The organism is Sphingobacterium sp. Ag1, from assembly GCF_000988325.1.
Lineage (GTDB): Bacteria > Bacteroidota > Bacteroidia > Sphingobacteriales > Sphingobacteriaceae > Sphingobacterium.
The window spans coordinates 780,402-806,237 of record NZ_LBGU01000043.1; the positions used below are offsets into that span (position 1 = coordinate 780,402).

General features: G+C 39.6%; 24 protein-coding genes and 1 tRNA gene. 10 read left to right on the forward strand and 15 right to left on the reverse strand.

Going from position 1 to position 25,836, the window contains the following annotated elements; all coding sequences use genetic code 11:
• Nucleotides 1-131: 131 nt before the first annotated feature.
• From AAW12_RS20565 to AAW12_RS20575, 3 genes are all read left to right on the forward strand, one after another.
• The gene (locus AAW12_RS20565) at nucleotides 132-2,744 is read left to right on the forward strand and encodes a TonB-dependent receptor (protein ID WP_046675432.1); all 2,613 of its coding nucleotides are present in this window, start codon (nucleotides 132-134) and stop codon (nucleotides 2,742-2,744) included.
• 102 nt (nucleotides 2,745-2,846) lie between these two features.
• On the forward strand, nucleotides 2,847-3,230 hold the full coding sequence (locus AAW12_RS20570; protein WP_046675433.1) for a hypothetical protein: 384 nt from the start codon (nucleotides 2,847-2,849) through the stop codon (nucleotides 3,228-3,230).
• A 49-nt stretch (nucleotides 3,231-3,279) separates the two neighbouring features.
• A complete protein-coding gene (locus tag AAW12_RS20575; RefSeq protein ID WP_053003876.1) occupies nucleotides 3,280-4,491 on the forward strand; it encodes a tetratricopeptide repeat protein in 1,212 nt (403 codons plus the stop codon).
• A gap of 54 nt (nucleotides 4,492-4,545) precedes the next feature.
• Here the strand turns inward: AAW12_RS20575 and AAW12_RS20580 are convergent, their stop codons facing one another.
• Together AAW12_RS20580 and AAW12_RS20585 are read right to left on the reverse strand one after the other, a co-directional pair.
• Nucleotides 4,546-5,385 carry a prephenate dehydrogenase gene (locus AAW12_RS20580; protein ID WP_046675434.1) on the reverse strand — a complete coding sequence of 280 codons (840 nt, stop codon included), beginning with the start codon at nucleotides 5,383-5,385 and terminating at the stop codon, nucleotides 4,546-4,548.
• 130 nt (nucleotides 5,386-5,515) lie between these two features.
• Entirely contained in the window at nucleotides 5,516-6,676 is a 1,161-nt protein-coding gene (locus AAW12_RS20585) for a pyridoxal phosphate-dependent aminotransferase (RefSeq protein WP_046675435.1), read from the reverse strand.
• A 265-nt stretch (nucleotides 6,677-6,941) separates the two neighbouring features.
• Here AAW12_RS20585 and AAW12_RS20590 point away from each other — a divergent pair, with 265 nt between their 5' ends.
• The 4 genes from AAW12_RS20590 (at nucleotide 6,942) to AAW12_RS20605 (ending at nucleotide 11,441) form a co-directional block, all read left to right on the forward strand.
• Entirely contained in the window at nucleotides 6,942-8,777 is a 1,836-nt protein-coding gene (locus AAW12_RS20590) for an ABC transporter ATP-binding protein (RefSeq protein WP_046675436.1), read from the forward strand.
• A 103-nt stretch (nucleotides 8,778-8,880) separates the two neighbouring features.
• The gene (gene mqnE, locus AAW12_RS20595; protein WP_046675437.1) at nucleotides 8,881-10,080 is read left to right on the forward strand and encodes an aminofutalosine synthase MqnE; all 1,200 of its coding nucleotides are present in this window, start codon (nucleotides 8,881-8,883) and stop codon (nucleotides 10,078-10,080) included.
• Between the two features lie 13 nt (nucleotides 10,081-10,093).
• On the forward strand, nucleotides 10,094-10,720 hold the full coding sequence (locus tag AAW12_RS20600) for a histidine phosphatase family protein (protein ID WP_046675625.1): 627 nt from the start codon (nucleotides 10,094-10,096) through the stop codon (nucleotides 10,718-10,720).
• Entirely contained in the window at nucleotides 10,713-11,441 is a 729-nt protein-coding gene (locus tag AAW12_RS20605; protein ID WP_046675438.1) for a menaquinone biosynthetic enzyme MqnA/MqnD family protein, read from the forward strand. Before AAW12_RS20600 ends, AAW12_RS20605 begins: the two co-directional genes overlap by 8 nt.
• Nucleotides 11,442-11,916: 475 nt before the next feature.
• On the opposite strand, the gene AAW12_RS20610 is transcribed toward AAW12_RS20605, so the two are convergent.
• From AAW12_RS20610 to AAW12_RS20635, 6 genes are all read right to left on the reverse strand, one after another.
• Nucleotides 11,917-13,170 carry a DEAD/DEAH box helicase gene (locus AAW12_RS20610; RefSeq protein WP_231585314.1) on the reverse strand — a complete coding sequence of 418 codons (1,254 nt, stop codon included), beginning with the start codon at nucleotides 13,168-13,170 and terminating at the stop codon, nucleotides 11,917-11,919.
• Between the two features lie 235 nt (nucleotides 13,171-13,405).
• Complete coding sequence (asnA, locus tag AAW12_RS20615; protein WP_231585315.1) at nucleotides 13,406-14,452, reverse strand: aspartate--ammonia ligase; 1,047 nt, start codon at nucleotides 14,450-14,452, stop codon at nucleotides 13,406-13,408.
• Nucleotides 14,453-14,705: 253 nt separating this feature from the next.
• Nucleotides 14,706-15,032 (reverse strand): HesB/IscA family protein, encoded by a 327-nt coding sequence (locus AAW12_RS20620; protein WP_046675441.1) that lies wholly within the window; start codon nucleotides 15,030-15,032, stop codon nucleotides 14,706-14,708.
• 81 nt (nucleotides 15,033-15,113) lie between these two features.
• Nucleotides 15,114-16,292 carry a cysteine desulfurase family protein gene (locus AAW12_RS20625; RefSeq protein ID WP_231585316.1) on the reverse strand — a complete coding sequence of 393 codons (1,179 nt, stop codon included), beginning with the start codon at nucleotides 16,290-16,292 and terminating at the stop codon, nucleotides 15,114-15,116.
• Nucleotides 16,293-16,318: 26 nt separating this feature from the next.
• The gene (locus tag AAW12_RS20630) at nucleotides 16,319-16,744 is read right to left on the reverse strand and encodes a DUF983 domain-containing protein (protein WP_046675442.1); all 426 of its coding nucleotides are present in this window, start codon (nucleotides 16,742-16,744) and stop codon (nucleotides 16,319-16,321) included.
• Nucleotides 16,745-16,746: 2 nt separating this feature from the next.
• On the reverse strand, nucleotides 16,747-17,613 hold the full coding sequence (locus AAW12_RS20635) for a helix-turn-helix domain-containing protein (RefSeq protein WP_084823260.1): 867 nt from the start codon (nucleotides 17,611-17,613) through the stop codon (nucleotides 16,747-16,749).
• Between the two features lie 145 nt (nucleotides 17,614-17,758).
• Here AAW12_RS20635 and AAW12_RS20640 point away from each other — a divergent pair, with 145 nt between their 5' ends.
• Nucleotides 17,759-18,616, forward strand: coding sequence for a mechanosensitive ion channel family protein (locus tag AAW12_RS20640; protein WP_046675443.1), 858 nt, complete (start codon nucleotides 17,759-17,761; stop codon nucleotides 18,614-18,616).
• On the opposite strand, the gene AAW12_RS26535 is transcribed toward AAW12_RS20640, so the two are convergent.
• From AAW12_RS26535 to AAW12_RS20665, 6 genes are all read right to left on the reverse strand, one after another.
• Nucleotides 18,613-18,771, reverse strand: coding sequence for a hypothetical protein (locus tag AAW12_RS26535; RefSeq protein WP_197084121.1), 159 nt, complete (start codon nucleotides 18,769-18,771; stop codon nucleotides 18,613-18,615). The genes AAW12_RS20640 and AAW12_RS26535 overlap by 4 nt on opposite strands.
• Complete coding sequence (locus tag AAW12_RS20645) at nucleotides 18,768-19,742, reverse strand: 2-hydroxyacid dehydrogenase (RefSeq protein WP_046675444.1); 975 nt, start codon at nucleotides 19,740-19,742, stop codon at nucleotides 18,768-18,770. Before AAW12_RS20645 ends, AAW12_RS26535 begins: the two co-directional genes overlap by 4 nt.
• Before the next feature lie 153 nt (nucleotides 19,743-19,895).
• Nucleotides 19,896-21,326 (reverse strand): serine hydrolase domain-containing protein, encoded by a 1,431-nt coding sequence (locus AAW12_RS20650; RefSeq protein WP_053003877.1) that lies wholly within the window; start codon nucleotides 21,324-21,326, stop codon nucleotides 19,896-19,898.
• A 31-nt stretch (nucleotides 21,327-21,357) separates the two neighbouring features.
• Entirely contained in the window at nucleotides 21,358-22,098 is a 741-nt protein-coding gene (locus AAW12_RS20655) for a LytR/AlgR family response regulator transcription factor (protein WP_046675445.1), read from the reverse strand.
• On the reverse strand, nucleotides 22,091-23,137 hold the full coding sequence (locus AAW12_RS20660; RefSeq protein ID WP_046675446.1) for a sensor histidine kinase: 1,047 nt from the start codon (nucleotides 23,135-23,137) through the stop codon (nucleotides 22,091-22,093). The genes AAW12_RS20655 and AAW12_RS20660 overlap by 8 nt, the downstream gene beginning before the upstream one ends.
• Nucleotides 23,138-23,140: 3 nt before the next feature.
• Nucleotides 23,141-24,019 (reverse strand): LiaF transmembrane domain-containing protein, encoded by an 879-nt coding sequence (locus AAW12_RS20665; RefSeq protein ID WP_053003878.1) that lies wholly within the window; start codon nucleotides 24,017-24,019, stop codon nucleotides 23,141-23,143.
• Between the two features lie 266 nt (nucleotides 24,020-24,285).
• Between AAW12_RS20665 and AAW12_RS20670 the strand changes: the two genes are divergently transcribed.
• Nucleotides 24,286-24,621 (forward strand): DUF3276 family protein, encoded by a 336-nt coding sequence (locus tag AAW12_RS20670; RefSeq protein WP_046675447.1) that lies wholly within the window; start codon nucleotides 24,286-24,288, stop codon nucleotides 24,619-24,621.
• Nucleotides 24,622-24,726: 105 nt separating this feature from the next.
• Here AAW12_RS20670 and AAW12_RS20675 read toward each other — a convergent pair whose 3' ends face one another.
• Nucleotides 24,727-25,560 carry an alpha/beta fold hydrolase gene (locus AAW12_RS20675; RefSeq protein ID WP_046675630.1) on the reverse strand — a complete coding sequence of 278 codons (834 nt, stop codon included), beginning with the start codon at nucleotides 25,558-25,560 and terminating at the stop codon, nucleotides 24,727-24,729.
• A gap of 187 nt (nucleotides 25,561-25,747) precedes the next feature.
• Here AAW12_RS20675 and AAW12_RS20680 point away from each other — a divergent pair.
• Nucleotides 25,748-25,821 (forward strand) — tRNA-Arg (locus tag AAW12_RS20680).
• Nucleotides 25,822-25,836 lie beyond the last annotated feature (15 nt).

The window sequence follows — 25,836 nt, forward strand, 5'->3', positions numbered from 1 at the left end:
TTTTTCTGTGGAAGCTTAAAACTGATTTGTTTTGTATAGCGCTAGGGTCTGATAATCCTATTGTTAAAATTAGTTAAAAAGACAATCAATTCCTAATTTTGCGCCACAAAAACAAAACAATCACATCTAACATGAAAAAGTCTTTACTTTTTTTTGCCCTCGTTTTTGCTAGTTATAGTGCCGTTCATGGTCAAACAGCAAATACTGGTTCGGTTTCAGGAGTTGTCAAAGAAGCTACTGGACAAACGGTTAAAGGAGCAACCATTAAAATTACCCACATCCCAAGTGGTCAAGTTGTAAGTGGCTCAGCCGATGCCCAAGGAAAATTTCAAATTTCAAATCTGCAAGAAGGAGGTCCCTACAAAGTAGAGGTAACCTACATTGGCGAAACGCCTGTTGTTTTCGAAAACATCATGCTGAAATCGGGGGAATCGTTGAATATCAATCCAATTTTTACGGCTGGATCTTCAACAAATTTGGATGAGGTTGTTGTTGTCGGTCATGGTGTTATTGATATTGCTGCGGGAAGAAAGACGCCGATTGCCGTTTCGACGATCCGTAAACAGGATTTAGAGGAAAGGGTAGGCGCACAGGATATTACTTCAGCATTAGCTAATACCCCGTCGGTTTATATCACTGGTCAGGCAAAAGGTTTTGGTGAGTCTTCTATGACAACACGTGGTTTTGATCAGTCCAATACCGCATTTTTGTTGAACGGTCAGCCGATCAATGGTATGGACAATGGAAGTGTATATTGGTCAAATTGGTCGGGACTTACAGATATTGCCTCTTTAGTGCAGATTCAACGTGGTTTGGGATCATCTAAATTAGCGATTTCATCTGTCGGCGGTACCGTAAATTACGTGACACAATCTACCGCAATGAAAGAAGGTGGTTTTGTCCGCACTACTGTTGGTAACGATATGTTTATGAAGGCAACAGTAGGTTACAATACCGGTCTGATGAAAAACGGTTTTGCTGTTTCGGCTATGTTTACGCAATGGTCAGGTAACGGTTATATGGATCATACGGAAGGTGCTGGACAAAGTTATTTCTTGTCCGTTGGATACAAAGCAAATGAAAAGCACAACCTGAACTTCATGGTAACCGGTGCACCACAGTGGCACAACCAAGGATATACCTCAAAATTGTCGAACTATCTCGCTAATGGCAGACGTTACAACGACAATTATAAGGATGCAAACGGCGTGATGATGAATGCACAAAAGAACTTCTATCATAAGCCGGTAGCCAACTTGAACTGGGACTGGACCATCGATGATAAATCATCTTTGTCAACTGTCGTTTATGCGTCGTTAGCTGCTGGGGGTGGTCAATCGTTAAGAAGTGATAAATACAACAAAGGCAAATATTTGGCTGCTGATGTGAACAATCATCAGTGGTTTGGTATAGTTTCCAATTATAACCGTAAGCTTTCAGAGTCCCTGAATTTTAATGTGGGTTTTGATGTGAGAGATTATAAGGGTACACATTATCGTAAATTGACAGATCCACTTGGAAATACAAATGGTGTTGTATTGGGCGGTAATGTTAATTTCCCTAATAAGCCATTGGTTACCAATACATACTCAACAAATCCTTGGAAAGCTTTCTCCAGTAAACCTGATTCGCGTGAAGATCGTTTAGCTTGGGATTACAATCAATACATCCGTTACGGAGGTCTGTTCGGTCAATTGGAATATGCGAAAAATGGCTTTACAGCGTTTTTCCAAGGATCGGTTTCCGAACAACAAAACAAACGTTCTGATTATTTTCAATACACGCCAGGTAATGAGGATTCTAAAGACGTGAACAATTTTGGCTACAATACCAAGGGTGGTGTAAGTTATACAATGGGACATCATAGTGTTTTTGGTAATGCGGGGTATTATTCCCGTCAGCCTTATCAAAACAATATTTTCATGAACTTTGCAAATGATATTAATGAAAATGCTGAAAATGAAAAAATCCTTGGTTTAGAGGCTGGTTACAAATTTGCTTCTCGATTCTTGGATGTGAATGTGAATGTTTACCGTACAACTTGGGAAAATCGTGTTACGGGTAGTTCGAGTTTAGCGACGGCAGATGATGTGAAAAAATACAATCCGACAAATGATCCTGGTATTTTGGTCGAAGGTGCCTACCTTTATACAACCAATTACGGTGTAAAACAGGTGCATAGAGGGGTAGAAGTTGATTTTGAAGCCCGTCCAATCGAAAAATTAAGCCTAACAGGATTTTTATCGATAGGTGACTGGAAGTATGATGGTGCAGTAAATTCGGTCGTACGTAACGACAACCGCATCGAACTGGGGCGTTCTCAGGTGAATTTAACAGGTGAACACGTTGGTAACGCAGCACAAACTTCTTACGGATTTGGCGCTAAATATAAAGTGTTTAAAGGTTTGTCTGTTGACGCAAATTACAGATACTATGAGCGTTTATATGCGTCGAATTATCGTAGGGAAGTTATCGATGGCCAAACCTATGGACGCTATATGAAATTGCCGTCTTTTAATCTTTTGGATGCCGGTCTTTCTTACAATGTTAAGGTAAGTGACAAGAACAGCATGAGTTTCCGTGTCAACATGAACAATGTGTTGAATAAGTTCTATATCTCGGAAGCTACTTCTAGCAACTTGGTGACAGATGTGAACAATACTTGGAATGGTATTGATACGTCCAATTTTGTTTTGATCGGCCAAGGTAGAACGTGGAATGCATCTGTGAAATTTACATTCTAATAAAATTATCTTGAATACAAAAAGGCCCACAATTATTTTGTGGGCCTTTTTTTGTTTTTTAATAAAAACTTAATAATTTTAGGTGATCTAATTGTCAACCTGATGTTGCATAAATTAATTTGTCTGGAAAATTTACAGATCGGTACTGTCCATTTTTCTGCTTTTGTTGTTAATTTGGATGGTGGAAATACGGGCTTTGCTTTATTTATTAACCAAGAAAATGACCCGATTTTTATTTTTCGAAAAGAAAAGAAAAATGAGGTATCTTTCCATGTGAATGAGGAGCAATTCTTTTGGATTGTCAAAAATAGCCAGTTTACACCCGTAGAACGTCAAAACTTCTTTGCTGAATTTGTCGAATTCCTACGCTTGATGGAAGAGAAGGTTTCCAATTATGTTTTCAAAAAGGAAAAATTAATCCGTTTTACAAATTCGAGGGATATTGTCCGCTATAAATACTTGTACCTGACAGGTGAAATTAGTTAATGAGCATACCCGACTATAATACCTGATCTATCGTTAGATTTCTTTTGTAATGAAATTTACCTTAGTTTTGGGCATGAAGCATATGATTTCAAATCTAGCTGTTATCCTACAGAACAATACTTTTGTGGGATCAGATTTTACACTGCCAGTACCTGTACTTCTCGCTAAGTTTTCTTTTTTACCGATTTCATCCTTTTTTCCGGAAGAGAGCCTGTCCTTTTCACTTGATACAGTCGAACAGGGTAGTTTGAGGCATACACTGGAAGGTTTTAATAGCGGAATCGTTGGGAATGGCGATCCTGCCGCTTTACTTGAGGAGGCGATTGCTTTGGATAACAATGCGCTTGCTTATAGTTATTTAGGGCTTTATTATTTTAAGATAGGGGCCTATGACAAAGCTATTGCGACCTTTACAAGCGCCATTGAACAATATGAAGAAGAACCATTTTTTTATGCAAGTCGTTGTTTAGTCTACAGACAGGTCGAGGAAGATGAAGGCGCTTTCTATGATTATCAAATTGCTAAAAGACTGGATTTTAATTACCATAGCGTTTTGGAATGGCAGGAAAATCAAGCTGAACTAACGTATTTTGAAGCTGAAAATTTGGTCATACAAGAGCTGGAATCGAAATCTAGGACGCTCGGTATAGACGAAATAAATTCATTGGGACTGGAATATGTCCATTGCTATAGCTATCTAAAAGCAATTGGGCTTTATTCTTCTGCTATTGCGGAGTCCGACAACAAGGATAGCAACCTGTTTGTTTTCAGGGGAAGTTTGTACCTGAAATTGACTTGTTTTGAGCTGGCATTGTCTGACTTCAATCAGGCCATTGCTCTTGATGAGAATCGTTCTGCCGCCTATATATTTCGGGCAAAAGTGTTTGAATCTTATCGCAATTACCAAAGTGCGTTGGAAGATTATGCTAAGGCGGAGGAAATAGACCGTGATTCATCGATCGTATACGAAGAAAGGGCATCTTTGTTTGAGCGATTAGGGAATTTTGAGGAAGCATTATTGGATTTTGACCGTCTTGTTACGCTTAATCCGGAAGATTTTTATGTGTATTCCCTACGGGCCGATTTGAATGAAAAGTTGGAGGATCTTCCCGCTGCTTTAGCAGATTACTCGAAGGCGATCGATTTGAATCCATATTACTCAGATTTGTATTCATATCGCGCGGCAATTCGCGAGAAATTGGGTGATCCTATTGGTGCAAAAGCCGACTTGGATAAATTCAATGAATTGGAAGATGAATAAAAAAGTCCACCTTATGGTGGACTTTTATACCGGCTATCTTAACTAAAGTATCCTTTACTTAATGATCCTTTTTATCTTATTGGAACGGGTAATCAGTTTGTGCAATTTGTCATAATCTTCCGTGGCAATAGAATCGTGCAGCGATTGCAGCTGTTTGATATGTTCTTCGAGTACTTCGAGTACATTTTCGCGATTTTGCTTGAAAATCGGTGTCCACATATCGGGGGAACTTTTGGCAAGACGTACTGTAGATTCAAATCCCGAACCTGCCAGCTCAAAGATACGCCCTTGAGATTTCTCTTTTTCCAATACTGTTAAGGCGAGGGCGAAAGACGTCAGGTGAGAAATGTGGGATACATAAGCCGTATGCACATCATGTTCATCTGCATTCATAAAACAGCTGCGCATCTCCAATTGGTCGGTGATGGCATCGGCAATCTCGAAAGCATCCTCATCCGTTTTAAATGCTTCAACATACACCATCATTTTTCCTTTGAATAAGCCCGCTATTGCAGCTTCAGGCCCAGAATACTCTGTTCCGGCCATGGGATGGGCTGCAACATAACGCCCCCGGTTAGGGTGATCCTTGATTTTGTTGAGAATATTTGTTTTTGTCGATCCCATGTCAATGACGACCTGATCGGTAACCAAATCCAAGATTTGGGGGACAACATGCAAAATAGCATCAACAGGTATTGTGAGCACCAGTACTTTACAGGTTTTAATTGCCTCCTCTAAGCTGGCTATTTCATCGATAAAGCCGATATGCATCGCTTTATCTAAGTTTTTTTGACTTTTATCTACACCGATTATTTTGTTGCAGAATTTTGTTTCTTTTAGGCGAATGGCGACTGAGCCACCAATTAAGCCTACGCCTACAATGGCAATGTTCATATATAAACAATTATATTAAGCGTACTTTTGTTCAATGGAATCCATTGAGCAATTTATACAGCGGTTGTTTGTCCATTAATTATTTTATTTATCATTTTCAGGACATTGCAGCCTTTGACGTACAATGTGCTTAGAAATTATCTTTGATACGTTGGATTGACTCTTTGAGTACATCCACGGTGGCACAGAGACTGATGCGTATATATTGATCGCCTTTATCTCCGAAAATTCCGCCCGGTGTAATAAATACCCGTGATCTCTCCAAAACAGCATCACTCAGGGCATAGCCATTCTCGTATTTCTCCGGAATACGCGCCCATACAAATAGACCTACTTGGTCTTTTTGATAAGCACAGTCCAGCAAATCCATGATCTCATAAACCTGTTCGCGTCGTTCAGCATAAATTTTGTTTAGATCAGCATACCAGGATACATCAAGTTGTAGCGCTTTTGCCGCGGCGAGCTGCACTGGTAAAAACATTCCTGAGTCCATGTTGCTTTTGAAACGGAGTACTTGGTTTATACGTTCTTCAGCACCCACGAGTACGCCAATTCGCCAACCCGCCATATTGGAAGATTTGCTCAGCGAATTCAATTCAATAGCCACATCTTTGGCGCCAGGTATACTCATAATGCTTTTTGGCGTATCTGTCAAAATAAAGCTATACGGATTATCGTGGCAAATCAGGATATTACGCTCTTTGGCAAATTGAATCAGCTCTTGATAAAATGCATCGGGTGCTGAGGCACCTGTTGGCATATGGGGATAGTTTATCCACATCAGTTTAACCTTTGACAAGTCTTGTTTTTTGAGCTCATTTAAATCAATAAGCCAATTTTTTTCTTGTGTAAGATTATAAGTAATCGCTTCAGCACCACTCAGCCGCACTGCAGCCGCATAAGCTGGGTAGCCAGGATTAGGTATAAGTGCCTGATCCCCTTCCTGTAGGTAGGTCATACAGATATGCACAATGCCTTCTTTTGACCCAATTAAGGGTAATATTTCGGTATTGGGATTAAAAGTCGCATTATAATAACGTTGATACCAATCTGCAACGGCTTGTCGTAGGGCGGGTGCGCCTTTATAGTTTTGATAGCCATGCACATTTGGAAGTTGGGCATTCGTATTTAATGTCTCGATCACCTCCGGATGCGGGGGTAAGTCTGGACTTCCAATTCCTAGGTTGATTACACGCGCTCCCTGTTTGTTCAACTCATCTATTTCTCTTAATTTTTTGGAGAAATAATATTCTTCAGTGTGCTGCAATCTTTTGGCAACGTCTATTTGCATTTTATTTTAATAAATTTGGTATTTGAATAAGGCTAAATTAGGGAATTATCTATTAAAAGGAGATTTTTTTATCGATTTTTCAAGCTGAACAAGCTGAATGCTTTATTCTTGCGATGCAACAATTTTACAGTCCCTTGCCAGGATATGTGCTTTTCTTGATTAATTTATTATTTTTGTTCAATTTCCTCGTCAAAAATCTGAAAGGTAGAGGAGAGACCGACGAATTACTTTTGATGTAAAAGTAATTTGTCTTAGTTCAACATAAATGAAAACATATTTTAGGCTCTTATCGTTTGCTAAACCCATTGAGAAATTTGCAATCCCCTATGTAATTTGCACGCTGATCACGGTTATTTTTAGCACGTTGAATTTGGCATTACTTGCTCCTTTACTCCATACACTTTTTAAAACCGGAAAAGAGGCTTGTGAAGCAGCTTCTGAAGTCGTGAAACCTGAAGCGTACACAGATATTTTAGCTTGGTTCAATTACTATGCATCGATGGCAAATGAGCAGTTTGGTGCCTATGGCGCATTGCAAAGGGTCTGTATTGCAATTGTGATCTCCGTATTTATCAGTAATCTGTTTCGCTATTTCTGTCAACGAATTATGGAGAACTTCCGTATTCATACTTTGCTCAAATTGCGTAGAGCGGTATTTGATAGCGTAATGGATTTACATGTCGGTTATTTTACAGGACAGCGAAAAGGAGATATTGTTTCTAAAGTTGCGTCTGATGTACAAGTCGTGCAGTATTCTGTGACGGGGACTTTACAGGTGGTTTTTAAAGAGCCCTTGCAATTGATCGCTTATATCGTGATGCTTTTTAATATCTCCGCACAATTGACATTCTTTTCCCTATTGGTCATTCCAGTCTCTGCATTTTTTATTTCTAGAATCGTTAAGAATCTTAAAAGCCAAGCGCATGCGGCACAGGAGTCGTATGGAAATATGATTTCTTATTTGGACGAAGCATTGTCTGGAATTAAAATTATCAAAGCTTTCAATGCCGTTTCATTTATTAAGAACAGGTTTCATAATGAAAACGAACGTTACGCCAATATCGGTCGTGCTATGGCTAAAAGACAACAGTTAAGTTCACCTGTGTCCGAATTGCTAGGGGTAATTATGGTGGCTATTATTCTTTTGTATGGAGGCCATTTGGTGCTTTCGGGTGACAAGAGTTTAACTGCTCCCGCATTTATTGCTTATATCGCTATTTTTTCGCAGGTGATGCGTCCGGCAAAGGCGTTAACAGATTCTTTTAGCGGTATTCATAACGGTCTCGCTGCGGGTGAGCGTGTATTGGAACTTATCGATGAACGGACGGAAGTGAAAGATAAGGCCGAAGCGAAGCTTGTGAAAAGCTTTGAGAAGAATATTGTCTTCAATCAGGTGAATTTTTCGTATACCAAAGATAAAGAGATTCTCCAGAACATCGATTTAACCATCGAAAAGGGAAAAGTCGTTGCACTGGTCGGGCCTTCGGGAGGAGGAAAATCAACGCTGGTTGATTTAATTCCGCGTTTTATGGACGTCACTGGGGGGCAAATTTTGTTTGACGGTATTGATTTACGGGATTTAGACCAGGATTCTTTACGGGACATGATCGGTGTCGTCAATCAAGAGTCCATTTTGTTTAATGATACGATCTTCAATAATATTGCATTTGCTAATCTTTCGGCCAGTCAAGAGGAAGTAGAAGCCGCTGCACGGATTGCCAATGCGCATGAATTTATTTTGAAAACAGAACAGGGTTATCAGACCAACATAGGTGATCGGGGCGGTAAATTATCTGGTGGCCAACGTCAGCGGATCTGTATTGCACGAGCTGTCTTGAAGAATCCACCGATCATGCTTCTTGATGAGGCGACTTCTGCTTTAGATACCGAATCTGAAAAATTGGTGCAGGACTCCTTATATAAATTAATGGACAATAGAACAACGGTTGTTATTGCCCATCGTTTAAGTACCATTCAGAATGCGGATAAAATTGTGGTTATTGAAGCCGGAAAGATTGTAGAAGCAGGTAGCCATAGTGAGCTGATACAGCAAGAAGGATTATACCGTAAATTAATCGAAATGCAACAGTTTACAGATTAGGCTCCTTTTCTAAGAGCTATGTCAAATTAGTTGTTGTCACATTTTTTATTATAACTTTTGTTGCCTTTTCGGTACATTTGATTTAAGATAGGAGATACATTTAATGAACGCAATAGATAAATTGAATTTCTTGATTAACGATAAGAATTTAGCTGTCGAATGGAGAGATATAGCGGAGAAAGTTTTGCGAGAGGAACGTATCACTTTTGAGGAAGGCGTACTTTTGTATGAGAAAGGTGAGTTAGGCTACCTTGGTGTGCTTGCTAACTATATTCGCGAGAAACGCCATGGTGATCATACTTTTTTCAATCGTAATTTTCACATCGAGCCGACTAATGTCTGTGTCTATGACTGCAAGTTTTGTTCGTATTCCCGCTTAATAAAAGAACGGGCTGAAGGTTGGGAGATGGAAGTCGACGGCATGATGGATATTGTGAAAAAGTACGACAAGGAGGCTGTTACTGAAGTTCATATTACCGGAGGGGTTGTTCCTAAGCAGAACCTCGAATTTTACGCCGATTTTTTTCGCAAATGTAAGGCACATCGCCCCGAGTTGCATATCAAGGGACTTACACCTGTAGAGTATTACTATATTTTCAAGAAAGCAAAATTGAGCCATTACGACGGATTGAAGTATCTGCAATCCTGCGGATTAGATTCTATGCCGGGCGGTGGTGCGGAAATCTTTCATCCGGAAGTCAGAGAGCAGATTGCACATGATAAATGCACAGCCGAACAATGGCTGGATATTCATGAGCAGGCGCATAAGCTGGGCATGCATACCAATGCAACCATGCTATACGGCCATATAGAGCAGTTTTGGCATCGTGTGGATCACATGGAGCGCTTAAGACAGCTGCAGGATAAGACTGGTGGTTTTCAGACCTTTATTCCATTAAAATTTAGAAACAAGGAGAATCAAATGTCCCATATTCCGGAGGTATCCGTTATTGAAGACCTCAGGAATTACGCGATTGCTCGAATTTACATGGATAATTTTGATCATATTAAAGCTTATTGGGCAATGATATCGAGGGATACGGCCCAGTTGTCCTTGGCTTTTGGGGTCGATGATATAGACGGAACACTGGATGATACGACAAAAATATACAGCATGGCAGGAGCAGAAGAGCAAAAACCAGGGATGACCACACAAGAGGTTGTCGAGCTGATAAAAAATGTTGGACGCCATCCGATTGAAAGAGATACCCTCTACAATGTGGTAACCGATTATAATGATGTTGTTTTTGATCAAGTTGATCAAAAGAAAAGCTATTACGCATTACCTGTTGTCAATTCATAACTCATATCGCACATTGAAAAAGACATTTTATTTTATACGACACGGACAGACTGATCTAAATTTAAGAGGTATTGTGCAGGGGCGTGGTGTTAATTCCCCACTCAATAAGATGGGCATAGCTCAAGCTCAGGCTTTCTTTGATCACTATAGTACGGTGCCTTTTGATAAGATATATACCTCCACTTTATTGCGTACTCATCAAACTGTACAGGGCTTCCTTGATTTGAATTTGCCTTGGGAACAGCTCGTTGGTTTGGATGAAATAAGCTGGGGAATTTATGAAGGGAAAGAACAAACACCGGAGTTGCTTGCTGGTTTTGAACAATTGGTTGCAGCATGGCGTAATGGAGAATTGGATGTCAGTATTGAAAACGGAGAGTCTCCCCATGAATTAATGGCTCGTCAACAAGTCGCCTTGGATCATATGCTCGCTCAGACAGATGAAAAAAACATATTAGTCTGTATGCACGGGCGTGCTCTACGGATAATGCTTTGTCTAATGACTGGCGTCGATGCCCGTTATATGGATGATTTCCCGCATACAAATACTGCTTTATATAAATTGCTGTATGATAATGGCCAATTTGAGATTGTAGACCATTACAATACTGCACACTTAGAAGCATTGATAAATGAATAAAATTAGAGTTTCTGCCGTATCGTATACCAATACTTATCCGTTTTTGAATGGAATACGTAAATCAAAAGTGATGGAACAAATCGATTTGAGCGTCGATTATCCAAGTGCCTGTGCACAGAAAGTAATCGATGATCAAGCTGATATCGGGATCATACCGACCGCTGCCTTGTTAAGTCTACCTGAGTATTATATTAACACTGATTTTTGTATCGGTACAGAAGGTGCTGTCGATTCTGTATTTATTTTTGCCAATAAACCTATTGAAGAGGTAAAAACTTTACGTTTAGATAAGCAATCGCGCACTTCAAATGGTTTAGCACGTGTATTGATAAAAAATTATTGGAAAAAGGATGTGGAATTGGTCACTGATGAATCTATAGAACCAGATGCCTATGTTTTAATTGGGGATCGTACTTTCGGTAAGAAGAATGTAGTACCTTATGTTTATGATTTAGGGAAAGAGTGGTTTAACTTTACCGGGTTACCTTTCGCTTTTGCCTTATGGGTGAGTAACAAAAAACTTCCCGACTCTTTTGTGGAGCAATTTAATGACGCTTTAGCGTATGGTGTTGAACATGCAACCGATGTGATAGCTGGTCTCCCAGAATTTGAGGGCTTTGATTATACAAAATATCTGACGGAGCATCTTAATTTTCATTTGACAGCCAAGAAGCGCGAAGCTGTGCAATTGTATCTCCGGTATTTAAAAGAATTGGATTAACCTGGGGGCGCTTGGCCTGAACAGGAACGATGACATACCCTGAAAAATTTTAAATCAGAATCGCCAGGTAAGCCTTACACGGCGTTGTGAAGGCTTATCTGGCGATTGATTCTCCGGGTGCACTACCCCCTGATAAATTCCCTTTATTTCTTGCTTTTGTTTTTAACGACTTTGGTAAGGCGTATAACTCCGATTACGCCATGTCTGGAATTAAAAGGGTGACAGTACCCTTTTTACAGGGTATTAACAAGGGGTTAATAGGGGTACACCCCTGTTAACCCCCTGTTATACCCCTGCTAACCCCCTGTAATACCCCTGTTAGAATTAAACATGGTATTAACCAAGAGTTAACCAGGTTCCTATAAAAAACACTCATTGAGTGGGTTTTTATATCGACTTATTTTAACGACAATGCAGGTCTCCTTATGGATTGGAATCACAGTTGGATTATCGACTGACCTTCGCGCGCGAAGAACTAGGTACGTCCAATTTTTACTTTACGTCCTTTGATTTTTTGCCCATTTGCCTTGTTGATAATAACAGAAGCAAGCTTTCTTTTAACGGCGACATAGGCGACCTTATCTTTCACTTCTATTATACCGATGTCGTCTTTTTCAACACCTTCCAAATGCAGGAGAAAACCTACAATGTCAATTTTATTGACTTTATCTTTTCGTCCAGCACTAACATAAAGTGTGGCGAAAGGTGAATTCTCCGGAAGATCATAGTACTCGGGAAATTCCTCTTCAGGTATTTCCGTCGATATATAGGGATAGGCTTCTTCAGGCTTTAGGATGACATAGACATCACCCTTTGCCTGCATACGCGCAGTACGTCCATTGCGATGAATAAAGCCATCTTCTTTATGTGGTAGCTGGTAATGAATAATGGCATCAACTTCAGGGATATCCAGTCCTCTTGCCGCCAAGTCGGTCGTGATCAAAACATTGTTGGAATGATTGCGGAATTTGAGAAGCGCCAGCTCACGATCTTGTTGTTCGAGTCCGCCATGAAACGTGTCGTGAATAATATTGCGATTGTCCAGCAGTTCGCTGATGTGATCTACTGCATCGCGATGATTACAGAAGATAATCATTTTTTTCGTTCCGATCTTGCAGATGAGTTTTAGTAATGCCTCCAATTTCTTTTGAACTGGGACAACTACTTTTTTGATTGTAATGTGGGGTATATTCTGTGAATTATTCAAAAAATCAATAAGAATAGGCTCCTGTATCTGTGTAAATGGCGGAATTACCTCCATCATCGTTGCAGAAGTCAGTATACGTGATCTGATGGACGGTATATGCCGAATAATGAAATCCATTTGATGCTGAAATCCCAGTTCCAACGATTTGTCAAATTCGTCTAGCACGAGGGTATGAATACCGGAAGGATCAAAATTTCCTTCTTCGATATGTTGTTTTATGCGTCCTGGAGTTCCTATAATAATTCCGGGAGCATCCTTGAATTCATTTTTTTCGATGCGGGTACTATGACCGCCATAGGCACAGGTGACTTTGTGACCTGTGGCTACCTTGCGCAGTACTTGCTCTATCTGTAAGGCCAGTTCGCGGGTCGGAACTAAGATCAGTACTTGAACCTCCCGAACGATTTCCTTCAGTTGCTCTAAAATCAGCAATGAAAAGGCCAAGGTTTTGCCAGATCCTGTGGGTGAAAGTAAGATGAAATCATGATCTTTTTGGTACGATTCCACTACTTTTTCTTGCATTTCATTTAAGGATGAAATACCTAATTTATTTAAAATAGCTTCTAGCTGCATTTAGCAAAAATACAAAATACCGCTAGTTTGAACGGAACAAAAGGAATGAAAATTTTTAAGGCATTGTATGAAAAAGAAACAAGGTAATCGGTCTATAAAAGATGATTACCTTGCGCTGATTTGTATCGGTATACTGAAAAACTCGGTATAGTTGTCGCGTTATTAATTCTCAATAAGTATTGTTTTATAATATATCAATACCTTCTTGTCTTAGTGTTTCTTTTTTGTCCTCTTCCCAGATACTGACTTGGACTTCTCCGATATGTTGTTTCTTGAGCATAAACATACAGACACGCGATTGTCCGATTCCACCGCCCATAGATTCCGGCAATTGATCATTGAGAAGCATGCTATGGAAAGTCAGTTTGGATTTTTCAGTGCAATTTCTGATTTCCATCTGATGTGCCAAAGCGGTTTTATCGACGCGGATTCCCATGGAAGAAAGCTCAAAAGCTGAATTTAAGATGGGGTTCCATACCAGAATGTCTCCGTTCAATCCTTTGTGTCCAGCTTCATTTGCAGTACTCCAGTCGTCGTAGTCCGCTGCGCGTCCGTCGTGTGCAACACCATTGCTGAGTGCCCCTCCGATACCATATAAAAACACCGCACCATATTCTTTTGTGATCGTATTTTCACGTTCTTTTGCAGTTAGATTAGGATATTTTTGCAGTAATTCTTCAGCCGAAATGAATGTAATATTTTCTGGAAGAATAGCTTTTATCTGTGGATACTTGCTTTCAACCTGTTGTTCTGTATAGCGTAAGGCATCGTAAATTTTTAGTACGGTTTCTTTCAGTAAGGCCAAATTACGTTGATCTTTATTGATTACTTTTTCCCAATCCCATTGGTCTACATAGATCGAATGGATAGGGGTGTAATCTTCATCAGGCCGCAGTGCTTTCATGTCGGTCACAATGCCTTCCCCGGGTAACATTTCAAGCTCTTTTAAACGGACTCTTTTCCATTTTGCCAATGAATGTACCACGACCGCTCTTTTTTCATTCAATGATTTAATCGGAAATGATACCGGACGCTCAATTCCATTTAAGTCATCATTTAATCCTGTGCCATCTAAAACCACCAATGGTGACGAGATCGGAATTAAATTTAATGCTTTTTTTAGTTGTTGGACAAATGTATCTTTCACGAAGCTGATAGCAACTTCGGTATTTAAAAGTTTTCTTCCCTCCATATGAGTCAAATGAAATACCATGCGTGGGTTGGTACGCATCGTTTTATTTTTTATTCAGTTATTTCATACAAAAGTATGAAAATATCATTGGTTAATCTGTTTGGTTGTTATTTTTAATATTTATCCATTAAAAAGTTGAAAAAATAAAAAAATTCTAACAAAATGAAGGTAGGTCAATATTTAATTATAAAACTAATAATTTGTTGGTGCAACCAAAAGTGTTTGGTTACTTACCAAAAGAGCCCTGAAATATTTCAGGGCTCTTTTGTTTATGGTGGATCGACGTGATTAATTAAACTGAGAAGCTCTCGCCGCATGCACAGGTCCGGCTGGCATTCGGGTTGTGGAATTCAAACCCTTTTCCGTTCAAACCATCGGAATAATCCAGTTCTGTACCTGCTAGGTATAAAAACGATTTTATATCCAAACAGACCTTCACGCCTTTATCTTCGAAAAATTGATCACCTTTTTTTTCTTCGTTATCGAAGTTCAGCTTATAACTCAAGCCCGAACAACCGCCACTTTCCACAGCAACACGCACAAAGTAATTGCTGTCATATTGCTCATCCTTCATGATTTCCTCGATACGAGTTTTTGCTTTGTCAGTAACTGTAATCATAGTAATATCCTTTGTATAGCACAAAGATACATACAATCTTGTTATATTTCGCCTGTTCTAAAGTTTTTAGAATGTCATAAATTAATCGATCAGGCCAGCTTTGAAAAGTTGCCAGATGGGGGATTGATCGCGGATTTTGCCAACCGCTTCTGTGATCAATTGGGCACAGTGTATAATATCCTCTTGCGTCGTCAACACGCTTAAGCTAAAGCGAATGGCCGATAATGCGTCTTCTTTAGAAATACCCATAGCCATTAAAACATGGGAAGGTTCTCTGGATCCGGTTACACAGGCTGAGCCCGAGGAGAGGGCCAAAGCAGGGCAGGCAGTCATTATTTCGCTGGCTAGGATATGTTTAAAACTAATGTAACTGGTGTTTGGTAGGCGGGGTACATTTTTTCCATGAATGATGATTTCAGGAATACCACCTAAAAGTTCTTCCAATAGATCGCGGTTTCGTTCGACCGTATGATAAGATGTTGGTTTAAGCAGAGACAGGGCTTTTCCAAAGCCGACGATAGCTGGAACGTTGTACGTACCGCCTCTAAATCCGCTTTCCTGACCACCGCCTACAATCAGCGGAGTAATCTGTATCGGCTTCGATTTTCGACGGATATATAAGGCACCGATTCCCTTCGGGCCATGAAGTTTATGCGCGCTCAGGCATAAAAGGTCAATCGGGACTTTTTGTAGATCAATGTTGATTTTTCCAATAGCCTGCGTAGCGTCACAGAAAAATAAGATGTCTTTCTCCTTACAAATAGTGGCGATTTGAGTTAGCGATGTGCATACTCCTGTCTCGTTATTTGCCGCCATGATGCAAACGAGTATGGTCTGGGAGCTCATCGCATTTTTTAAATCGTCTATACGAATCATGCCTTGTGCATCGACGGGGAGATAGGTGATCTGCGCTCCTTTTTTCGTCAGTTGTTCACAGCAGCTTAATACAGCTTTGTGTTCTGTTGAAACGGTGATAATATGATTTCCCTTGGATTGATATTTGTCAAATATGCCACAGATTACGGTATTAATACTTTCTGTTGCACCTGAATTGAAAAATAGTTCTTTTGGTGAACAATTCAGCACTTCAGCTATTTGCGCTCTAGCCAGTTGGACGGCGGCATTGGCTTCACGCCCCATTTGGTGATAGACACTCGATGCATTCGTATAGTTTTGGATGAAGTAGGGCGTCATGGTATTCCATACCTCATCCAAAATCCGCGTTGTTGCGTTGTTGTCCAAATAAATCATATCCTTCATCAGGATAAAGATAAGGATAATGAAGGTTATGCTGAAGCCTTCACGTCAACTTCCTTTTTTTTGACATTCGGATCATATCTTAAGCCTGGAGTTAACCAATACATCAATATGATACGGGAATAGCGGTAGTTGAATGGCGACATTAAAACAACGCTCATGATAGCAACGGTTGCATAGAGTATAAAAGAAGAGTCATTGCCTGTCAGGATATAGGTCGCCATACAAGCTGTCACCATTTCTGCAATGGAGAACGCATAGGTCACATACATGGCACCATAAAAATAACCTGGCTCACGCTCATAACGAAGTCCACAGTATTCGCAATGGCTATTCATTTTTTGTACTTTAAGACCATATGCAGGACCTTGGTACACATGGCCGATCCGGCATCTTGGACATTTCGCTTGCCATGCAGCTTTAAATTCAGATAATTCGTATTTAACTTCTTCCATAGTTATAGTTGTTTTCTGAACTCTTCCGGTGTGAGCCCAGCGGATTTTTTGAAAAATTTAGTAAAGTATGAGTTGTCATTGAATTGCAGTTCATCTGCAATCTCGCTGATATTTAAGTTTCGATTGACTAATAGTCGTTTCGCTTCGAGTACAATCCGGTTTCGTATAATTTCACCTGCTGATTGGCCGATGTATGATTTGCAGATTGCATTCAGGTGATTGGGCGTAATAAATAACTGATCTGCGTATACACTGGGCAATTTGGTAGACCTGAATTGCTGTTCAACCAATTGCTGAAAACTATTGAATATTTTGTGATTATATGGCGTACTGTGCTCTTGATGATCCTTTTCTGTAGAAATTGAGATATACAATATAAATTGGAGCAGAAGTGTACGGATATAGTCTTCCGATTGACCTGCCGCTTTTGCGGAAGCAATTTGTTCAAGAATGTGAATAGCCTGCTTTCGAAATTGTTCCGCAATAACAAAAATCAGCTGCTCAATTTTACCCTGTAAGAAGCTGAAGCGTTCCAGGTAATCGGTTCTTAAGAGAAAAGACTGAAAGTAGTCAATGGAAAAATTGACAACATAGCCTTCTTCGTCACCTGTAAAGTTCCAGGTATGAACCTGACCTGGTACCATAAAATAGATTTGATAAGGTTCAATGTTGTAATGATTGAAATCGATAATGTGTTCTCCTGAGCCCTTGGTGAATAGCACGAAATGGAAAAAATTATGTTTGTGAGGAAACACCATATCCTGATGCTTGATGATATATTCTTTTAGATCATCAATATGAATCGTTGTTTTGTTATTGAGATCAATGCTACAACTATCAATAATCGGAATGGTATTTTTTCTATTCATATAGCAAAATTACGCTAAATATCCTTTTAATAGTGGTGTTTATTTGGTCTTTTATGGTGTTTTTCAATGATTTTTATATTTTGATACGGTATGCGATATGTTGGAACAATCCTTGTGCCTAGAGGTTTAAAATATATTTTAAAACATGGAAAGTAATTTAAATAGTTTGGGGAGTAGATTTGGTCGTTTGACCGATATTGTCATTGAGTCTATTCCGGGGATTATAGGGGGAATTATCCTATTGATTCTTGGGAAATATGTGATCAATTTTGTAGATCGCTTATTACATAAACGTTTCGAAAAGAAGAATGTAGATCCCTCTATTCGGGCATTTATCTCCAGTATTGTAAAGATCGTCATGTGGGTGATGTTGCTCCTTACCGTCGCAAGTCAGATTGGAATACAGACAACTTCTTTTATTGCCGCTTTATCCGCCTTCGGGTTGGCCGTTGGTATGGCGCTGCAGGGAAGTTTGAGTAATTTTGCCGGCGGCGTGCTGATTTTGATGTTTAGACCATTTGAAGTAGGCGATTCCATATCGAGTGCAAATGGTACCGCAGGTACTGTAGAACGGATTGATATCTTGTATTCCACTTTAATAAGCGATGATGGTGTACGTGTTTTTAGCCCAAATGGCCCTTTGGCCAATTCGGTTATTAAAAACTATACGAAAATTGTGCAACGCATGTTTGAATATACCATCAGTATCTCTTATGATAAAAATGTGAAAGAAGCGAAAGACATTATCTTAAGGGTACTTCGTTCCAACGAAAACGTATTAACGACTCCTGAGCCAACTGTTTTTATCAAAGAATTGGGAGACAGTGCCATGGTTTTAACCGTTCGTGCGTGGACGAAAAGAGAGCATTATGTCGCTGCTCGAAACTCAATGCAGGAAAAGATTATGTTGGAGCTGGAAAGGAACGATATTAGTTTATCTTCCAATCCGACACAGATTAGCATTGTTTCGAATTCAAGCGACCTAGGGACTGCAAAAGTTTAGTCCTGATCTGTTCCCAAGGCGTGTATAAGGACAAAGTACCGGTAGGCAATGATAGCCTGCTGGTACTTTTTTAATTTCAATGGATCCATCTTACCATATTTTGGTAAGATGGCTTTATTTAAGCTGTTTAAAATCTGAAAAAATCTTCGTTTCATTGATATACCTCTTTATTGATAATCTGGGGCATTTTTTCGCCTTTAATTGCTGCCAGTAAGTTACTGGCGGCCATCAATGCCATATTATCCCGCGTTTCTTCTGTAGCAGACCCGATGTGTGGTAGTACACAGATATTTTCCATATTTAACAGTGGATTTTTCGGATCCATCGGTTCAGGATTTGTCACATCAAGTCCGGCACCCCATAGTTGGCCAGTCTCTAGGGCTTCTGTTAGATCTATTTCATTGACCAATCCGCCTCTAGCGGTATTAATCAATATAGCGGAGTTTTTCATGCGCGCAAATGTCATTTTGTCAAACCGGTTTTTAGTCTCCGCTGTCAAAGCCGCATGGATTGAAAGGACGTCGCTCCGCGTGAGTAGATCGTCGAAATTCACATATCGTGCGCCAAGAATTTGTTCTGCTTCGTCATTACGGCTCCGATTGTAATAAATAATATCCATGTTATACGCTGCTTTGGCTTTTCTCGCGAATTCAAAGCCAATTCGCCCCAGTCCATAAATACCCAGTGTTTTGTTGTTGAGCTCGATGCCTAGGTTTGCCGTTGGATCAAAACCTTTCCATTCGCCCTGCAAAATTCTCTTGTGGTTGAAAAATGCCTTCCGTGATACCGACAGCATTAAAAGGAAGGCGACATCAGCTGTTGCTCCCGAAAGTATGCCAGGCGTATTGCTTACAGGTATTCCATGCAGTGTGGCAGCTGAGATATCTACATTGTCATAGCCTACGCTCATGAGGGATAAGGCTTTAAGGTTTGGGCAGTTTTGGAAAAAATTTGCATCAAACTTCTGCATTCCGCCATTGAGCACGTAATCAGCCTGTTGGCTCGCTTCGATAAGCTGCCTTTCGGATAGGGGATCGGCTGAATCGTGTATCGTTAGATCGTGACCGGCAGATTTTAATAAATCTATACCTTTTTGTGGTATTTTTTTAGTGATAAATATCTTCATGTAAATAGCTGTTCTTTAGCTTTCTTGTGATTGATTTTGGTAAACCAATTTGTGTTTTCTTCTAGTCAAAATTAATGATCACTCATCGCTATAACAACAAAAAAAGCCATATTGTTGTTTCAATATGGCGCATTATTCTCTATTTTTTGAACTTTATTTTTTACGGAGTATGTAATCTAAAATAGCTTTACCCTTGTCATCGGCAGAGATGGCAGAATTGGACAAGATGATAACGCCACTTTTTTTATCGGGCGATAAGGCTAGGTAGGAGCTGCTTCCGGCAGTTCCGCCATTGTGCCAATAGACCGTTAGGTCGTCAATCAGGTTCATATGCCATGCGAGTCCCAGGTCGGTGTCTGGAGGTAGAAAAAAAGTAAACAATCTGGTGGTTGCCATGGCGTTTTCCAATGGGGTCTGCGGCATCTTGAATTGCGCATTCGCAAATTTAAGTAGATCCTCAAGAGTCGATTTTAATCCGCCAGCGGGACCAAAAGCGTCAAACGACCAGGGAATTACTTCTTGACCATCTTTGTTATATACTTTAAAGGTATCTTTCCTCTTAGGATCCAATACCTGAAAGGTATTATTCATTTCAAGCGGCTTACAGATGATGTCTTTTACGAGCTGATCATAACTTTTTTTATAGATACTGCATATAATATCTCCTAATACGGCGTAACCAAGGTTGCTGTACTCGTACTCTTCACCTGGTTTTTTCGTATTTTTAAAGCTTGCGAGGTAGCTATAAAGTGCTTTTTTATCGTATGTTTTGTAAGGATCGTTTTCGTTAAATCCTTTGACTTTGTCGAGATTGTCAGGAAGTCTTGGTAAGCCAGAGGTATGATTGGCCAACATCTGAAACGTTATTTTTGAAAGTTCTTCATTTTTCTTGAGTGTATCAGGAAGAAATAGCGCAATAGGCTGATCTAAGGTTATCGTTCCTTCCTCGACAAGATTTGACAAAAGTATAGCGGTAAAAACTTTACTTAACGAGCCAATTTCATAGGTAGACGTTTTTGTAGGCGCTGTTTGGTTGCCTTTGGCAGTCTCACCATAGAAATAGGTTTTTGTTTGTCCATTCTTTAGAATGCCAATTGCAAGTGATTGCGTATTTTGTTGTTTCAAATAAGCATTTGCAACGGAATCGACAAAAAGGTCGTCATTATCGACTGATTTCTGTGTGGCAGGTACCACAATAGTTTTTTCCACTTGAGGCTTGATTGCCAGAGGAGTGAATTTTAATGTATTGAATTTTAAGGTTGTGTCCGTTGCAAAAAGAACTTCATACGATTGGCTGTCGAAGTCCATCTGATAGGTTGCAAGCCCTTTTTCAAACTTTTTTGTGGTTGAGCTTTTTACCCTTCCTAAAGGATAGAGCTCCTGTAGTACTAGGGTAAATTTGGCTAGGCTAAATTGTTGTTTGAAGGCGTCACTGGCCATATTATAGGCGGAGTCTGTCATCTGGGAATTGATAAAAAATTCCAGCTTATTGTAAACTCCTCTGTTGATCTGTTCCTCAGGATTCGTTTGGGCAAAGGAGTAAGATGTGATGCCCAGCAATACTATTGTAATAAAATGTTTCATAACGATTGATGGGCACAAATCTACGGAATGTTTAAATTCCAATCAATTGTTTTAATCGGGCATAGCCTGATTTACTGATATTGAGCTTTTCTCCTGATGTCAGTGCAGCAATATACGAATCCTTTTCATAAGGTTCCAATTTGGCCAACTGATCCACTTTAATGATAAAAGATCGGTGTATACGGACAAATTGATTCGGATCCAAAGATTTTTCAAAAAATGCCATTGTTTTATTTTTTAGGTACATGCCATCTTTGGTATGAATCTTAACATAGTCATCATAAGACTCCAGGTATTTGACGGTATCAATCGGAATAATCTTGATCTGGGTGCCTGTTTTGACAACAATACGGTCGATTTTTGTTTCGTCCTGCGCTGTAAGCACTTCGTAGTTGGGTTGAACTTTTTTCTCGGGTGCGGAGTAGCTTGCTCTGAATTTTTCTAAGGCTTTTTTGAAACGTGTTGGTGATACCGGTTTTAATAGGTAATCCAAGGCGTTCTTTTCGAAAGCTTTCAAGGCATATTCGTCAAAAGCGGTCGTAAAGATGACCGCCGGAGGGTTGTCAACAAGTTCAAGCATTTCAAATCCGGTCAATTTGGGCATTTGTACATCCAGAAAGATTAAATCCGGTTCGTGCGCATGGATAGCTTTAACAGCTTCAAAGCCATCACCACATTCCGCCATGATGGATATATCGGCTTCATTTTTTAGGTAACCCGCAATAATGGAGCGTGCAAGGGGTTCATCATCGATAATAACGACTTTAATCATATTGAGGTATTTTTAGGGTGCTGGTAAATATGTTGTCCTGAATTTGAGTTTCCAGTAGATCATTTCTTCCATAAAGGAGATATAATCTGCGTTGAATGCTCGATAGTCCAAATCCAGTGCCTTTTTTCGGCTTTGACTGTTCTTCGGTGTCGAAGGGGTTGGTAATCTGGATCAGTAGTTGACCATCAATCGAATAGCATTTTATTTTAATTTCTACTTGATCGGTTACATTGTATAATCCGTGTTTAATCGCATTTTCCACCAGTGGCTGAATAATCATGGCTGGCAATCTATTGTTGAAAATTTCTTCTGAGGAAGAGATGGATGTATGGAGTCGATGACCGAAGCGTACTTTTTCAATATCGAGATAAAGTTGAAGGTGATCGAGTTCTTCTTCAAGTGTGATAATTTGATTGTTTTCTTTTCTTAATGTTCCTCTTAAAAAGTCCGACAGCTGGAATGTCATGTTTCGGGCTTCGTCCGGATTGGCACCAATAAGTGCTATGATGGAGTTGAGACTATTGAAGAGGAAATGAGGCTGTAACTGTTGCCTTAGATTATACAGTTCGGCTTCCCGAAGTAAATTTTCAGATTCCTGCTTCCGTTTGATGTTGTTGATATTGTCTTCCTGGATGTTCCAGACAATGTTGATAATAGCAACCGAAGTTAAAATAAGGAAATTAACAATACCGCGATAGGGTAATGTTAAATCCAAAAGTGGGGTGAAGGTCGATTGAATAAAGTAACTCATCAAGAATCGGCTTAATGCGATGCTTATTGCGCCCATGATTAAACCGATGATGAGTACTTTCCAAATCTCCCGGGGTTGTGGGGTATAAAAATTGAGTGCTGATGACATGCCATAGCAGCAAAACATCATCACCATGCTGTTTATAAATGAATCTTTGAATGCGAGTTGTTGGTCAAAACCAGAACGAAGCATCAATAGGTATTGTAATGCAAGATATCCGATAAATACGGATATGCAGATAATGCCAATTAGTCGACTTTTAACACTGAGGAACAGCTTGCTTTTCATCTATTAAGCATTTTTTATGGTTAAATTACCTAAAATACAGGTGCCTGTTATATAGATTTTTTTATCTGTATCGGGGTTATAAATCGTTTGGAACCGACGGTCATCGACAGAGCCTAAGACCGAGGCGACGTTGCTAAATACTGTCCAATGCGGGGGGATAATTATACGTGCGCTGCCAAACAATTGGAACGTATCAATCACAATTGGCTGCTGAATATCCGCTTTGGTTAAATCCAGCTCTACGCTTCCAAATACATTGGTCAAATTGCCTCCCCTGAAGTTTTTGGAATAGATTACTTTCTTTTGGCCCGCAAAGATGCTGTTCAGATTGAGGTTGTCCTCAAATGACTGGTGAAAGGAATCTTTCTCTTTGTCGCCAAAAGCCTGCTGATTAGGCGAGGCTTGTTGGCTTGAACCGTATTGTTCGTTAAATGGTCTGGATTCCTGATCAGTAAGGCTGTCCGTGGTCCCCTCGGTAGGTACATTGACTCGCTTATCCCAGTCGTAAGAGCCTTGCGGCGGATTAGGGTAAGCTGGGGGAACCATCGGTGGTTTCCTTTTGCTCATGATAAAGTAAATCCCGAGCGAAATGATGATGATAGGGACGGTTACAGAACCGAAGTCGGTGCGCATCATTCTTGAAATAAGGCTCGCTCCGCCTATGATCAATAGGATAATTGCCGATTTTTTCTGAAATTGGGAATTTATGCCAATGACCAATCCAATTATGATTAATATCGTTTGCCAGCCAAATAACCAATCCGGAAACCAACTTCCTAAATTGAGGTTATTCAATAATAAGAATATACCTACGATGATCACAATCGCTCCTACAATATTGCGGCTATTATTGCTGTTTGGTATGATGGGTTCTTTTTCCATAATGTTTTTACTATTTATGACTCAAAGATAGCGTCACAAATATATTCTACATATTTGCTTTAGGTAATACAACTTATATTTTCGGTAAATGTAATGATTTCGTCGGTAAAAAATCTTGTTGTTTATTTTTTATCTTGGCTATAAATTGAAGCGAACTGCCATTTTTACGCGTAATTGTCTTTTTTTTTAATATTATTTGGTGTATTAAAATGAATTATTATATATTTATCAAAGATTAAGATTACTTTAAACTTAAATAACAACCAATGGGAGATTTTGAAAACAAAGAACGTGAAGAAGTTTTTTCAAAAAAGGTGAGAGCAGGTAAGCGTACTTATTTTTTTGATGTAAAAGCAACTCGATCGAACGATTACTACATTACTATCACAGAAAGCAAGAAACGCTTTGAGGATGGCCAGTTTATTAAGCATAAGATTTTCTTATATAAAGAAGATTTTGAAAAGTTCGCTGAGGGTTTGACAGATGTAGTTAATTACATCAAGTCTAATCAGGAAGTAATCGAGAAACGTTATGAGCCTAACTTTGATGATGCATACGCTGAAGAAGCGGATGTTCGGTCAAAAGATGATTTTTCGTTCTAGTATCCGTAGAGCGAAATCTGAATGAAAAAAAGAAATAAAAGCCACTGATGTGGCTTTTTTTATTGTTTTTATATCCGATATGGTATTTGGCGACCAAATAGAGTGTTATTGTGGTATATTTCGTAGGAAATCATTTAGCACGGTATTGAATTTTTCGGGTTCCTCGAGATTTGGCAAGTGCCCGGATTCTTCAAACTCCATATAGCGGACGTCTGGTATATTTTCAATAAGGATATTGGTTTGTTCTTCGCTCATCATCTTGTCGTGTTTCCCTTTTATGAGCAGTGTTGGAATAATAATCGTCTTCAGCGAATGGGTTGTATCTGTTCGTGAAGCGAGAGCAAGTTGAGTTGCACAAATGCTGGCAACCTCATTTCTGCGAATACAGCTTTTGATGAGTTCAACAGCTTCGGTGTTTTCACGGATTGTTTTATCGTGAAACACATTTGCGATAAAGCCAATGGCAAACGGTCTTCTGCCATATTTTAATAAAGCCTGAATGGAATCAAAACGCTTTTGTTTGGCTTTGTTGTCGTCGGCAAGCGAATTTGTGTCGCAGAGGATAAGTCCTTTAAGCTGTTGTCCGATCAGTTCATAAGTCCTGAGCGCGATATAGCCCCCCATCGAGATTCCGCAAAGGATGACATGATTGAGGTCGAGTTTACGAATAAATTCCACGAGATCTTTGGCAAAAACATCAACGGAGAAAAAACCATGACCGTTGGTACTTAGGCCATGTCCTCGAACATCAATAGCGATGCCCATATAATCTTCGTCGAGTTGCAGGAGCTGTTGTTTCCACGTGTTTTTGTTGAAGGGAAAACCATGGATAAAAATGACTGTTTTTGGAGCGGGGTATAATTTGCTGGGGCGAAGATAATAGGAGATACTGATATCTCCGATGCGAATTTTGCTGAGTTTTAATTCTCTTTTGCTCATGAATGCTAACATTTGTCCGTGTCTGAAAAAAAAAGTTGATATTTTAAATATAATATTATCAACGAGATAAAAGAAATGTTGTTGTATAAAGTTTAAAAAAGAGAAAAAATGTTTGTTAAATCGATAAATATAACGATATTTGCATCACCAAAACGGAAAAGGATAACGGATTTGTTTTGGTTGCCTAGCGCTCCTAGCTCAATTGGATAGAGCATCTGACTACGAATCAGAAGGTTAGGGGTTCGACTCCCTTGGTGCGCACAAATACAGGTTCTG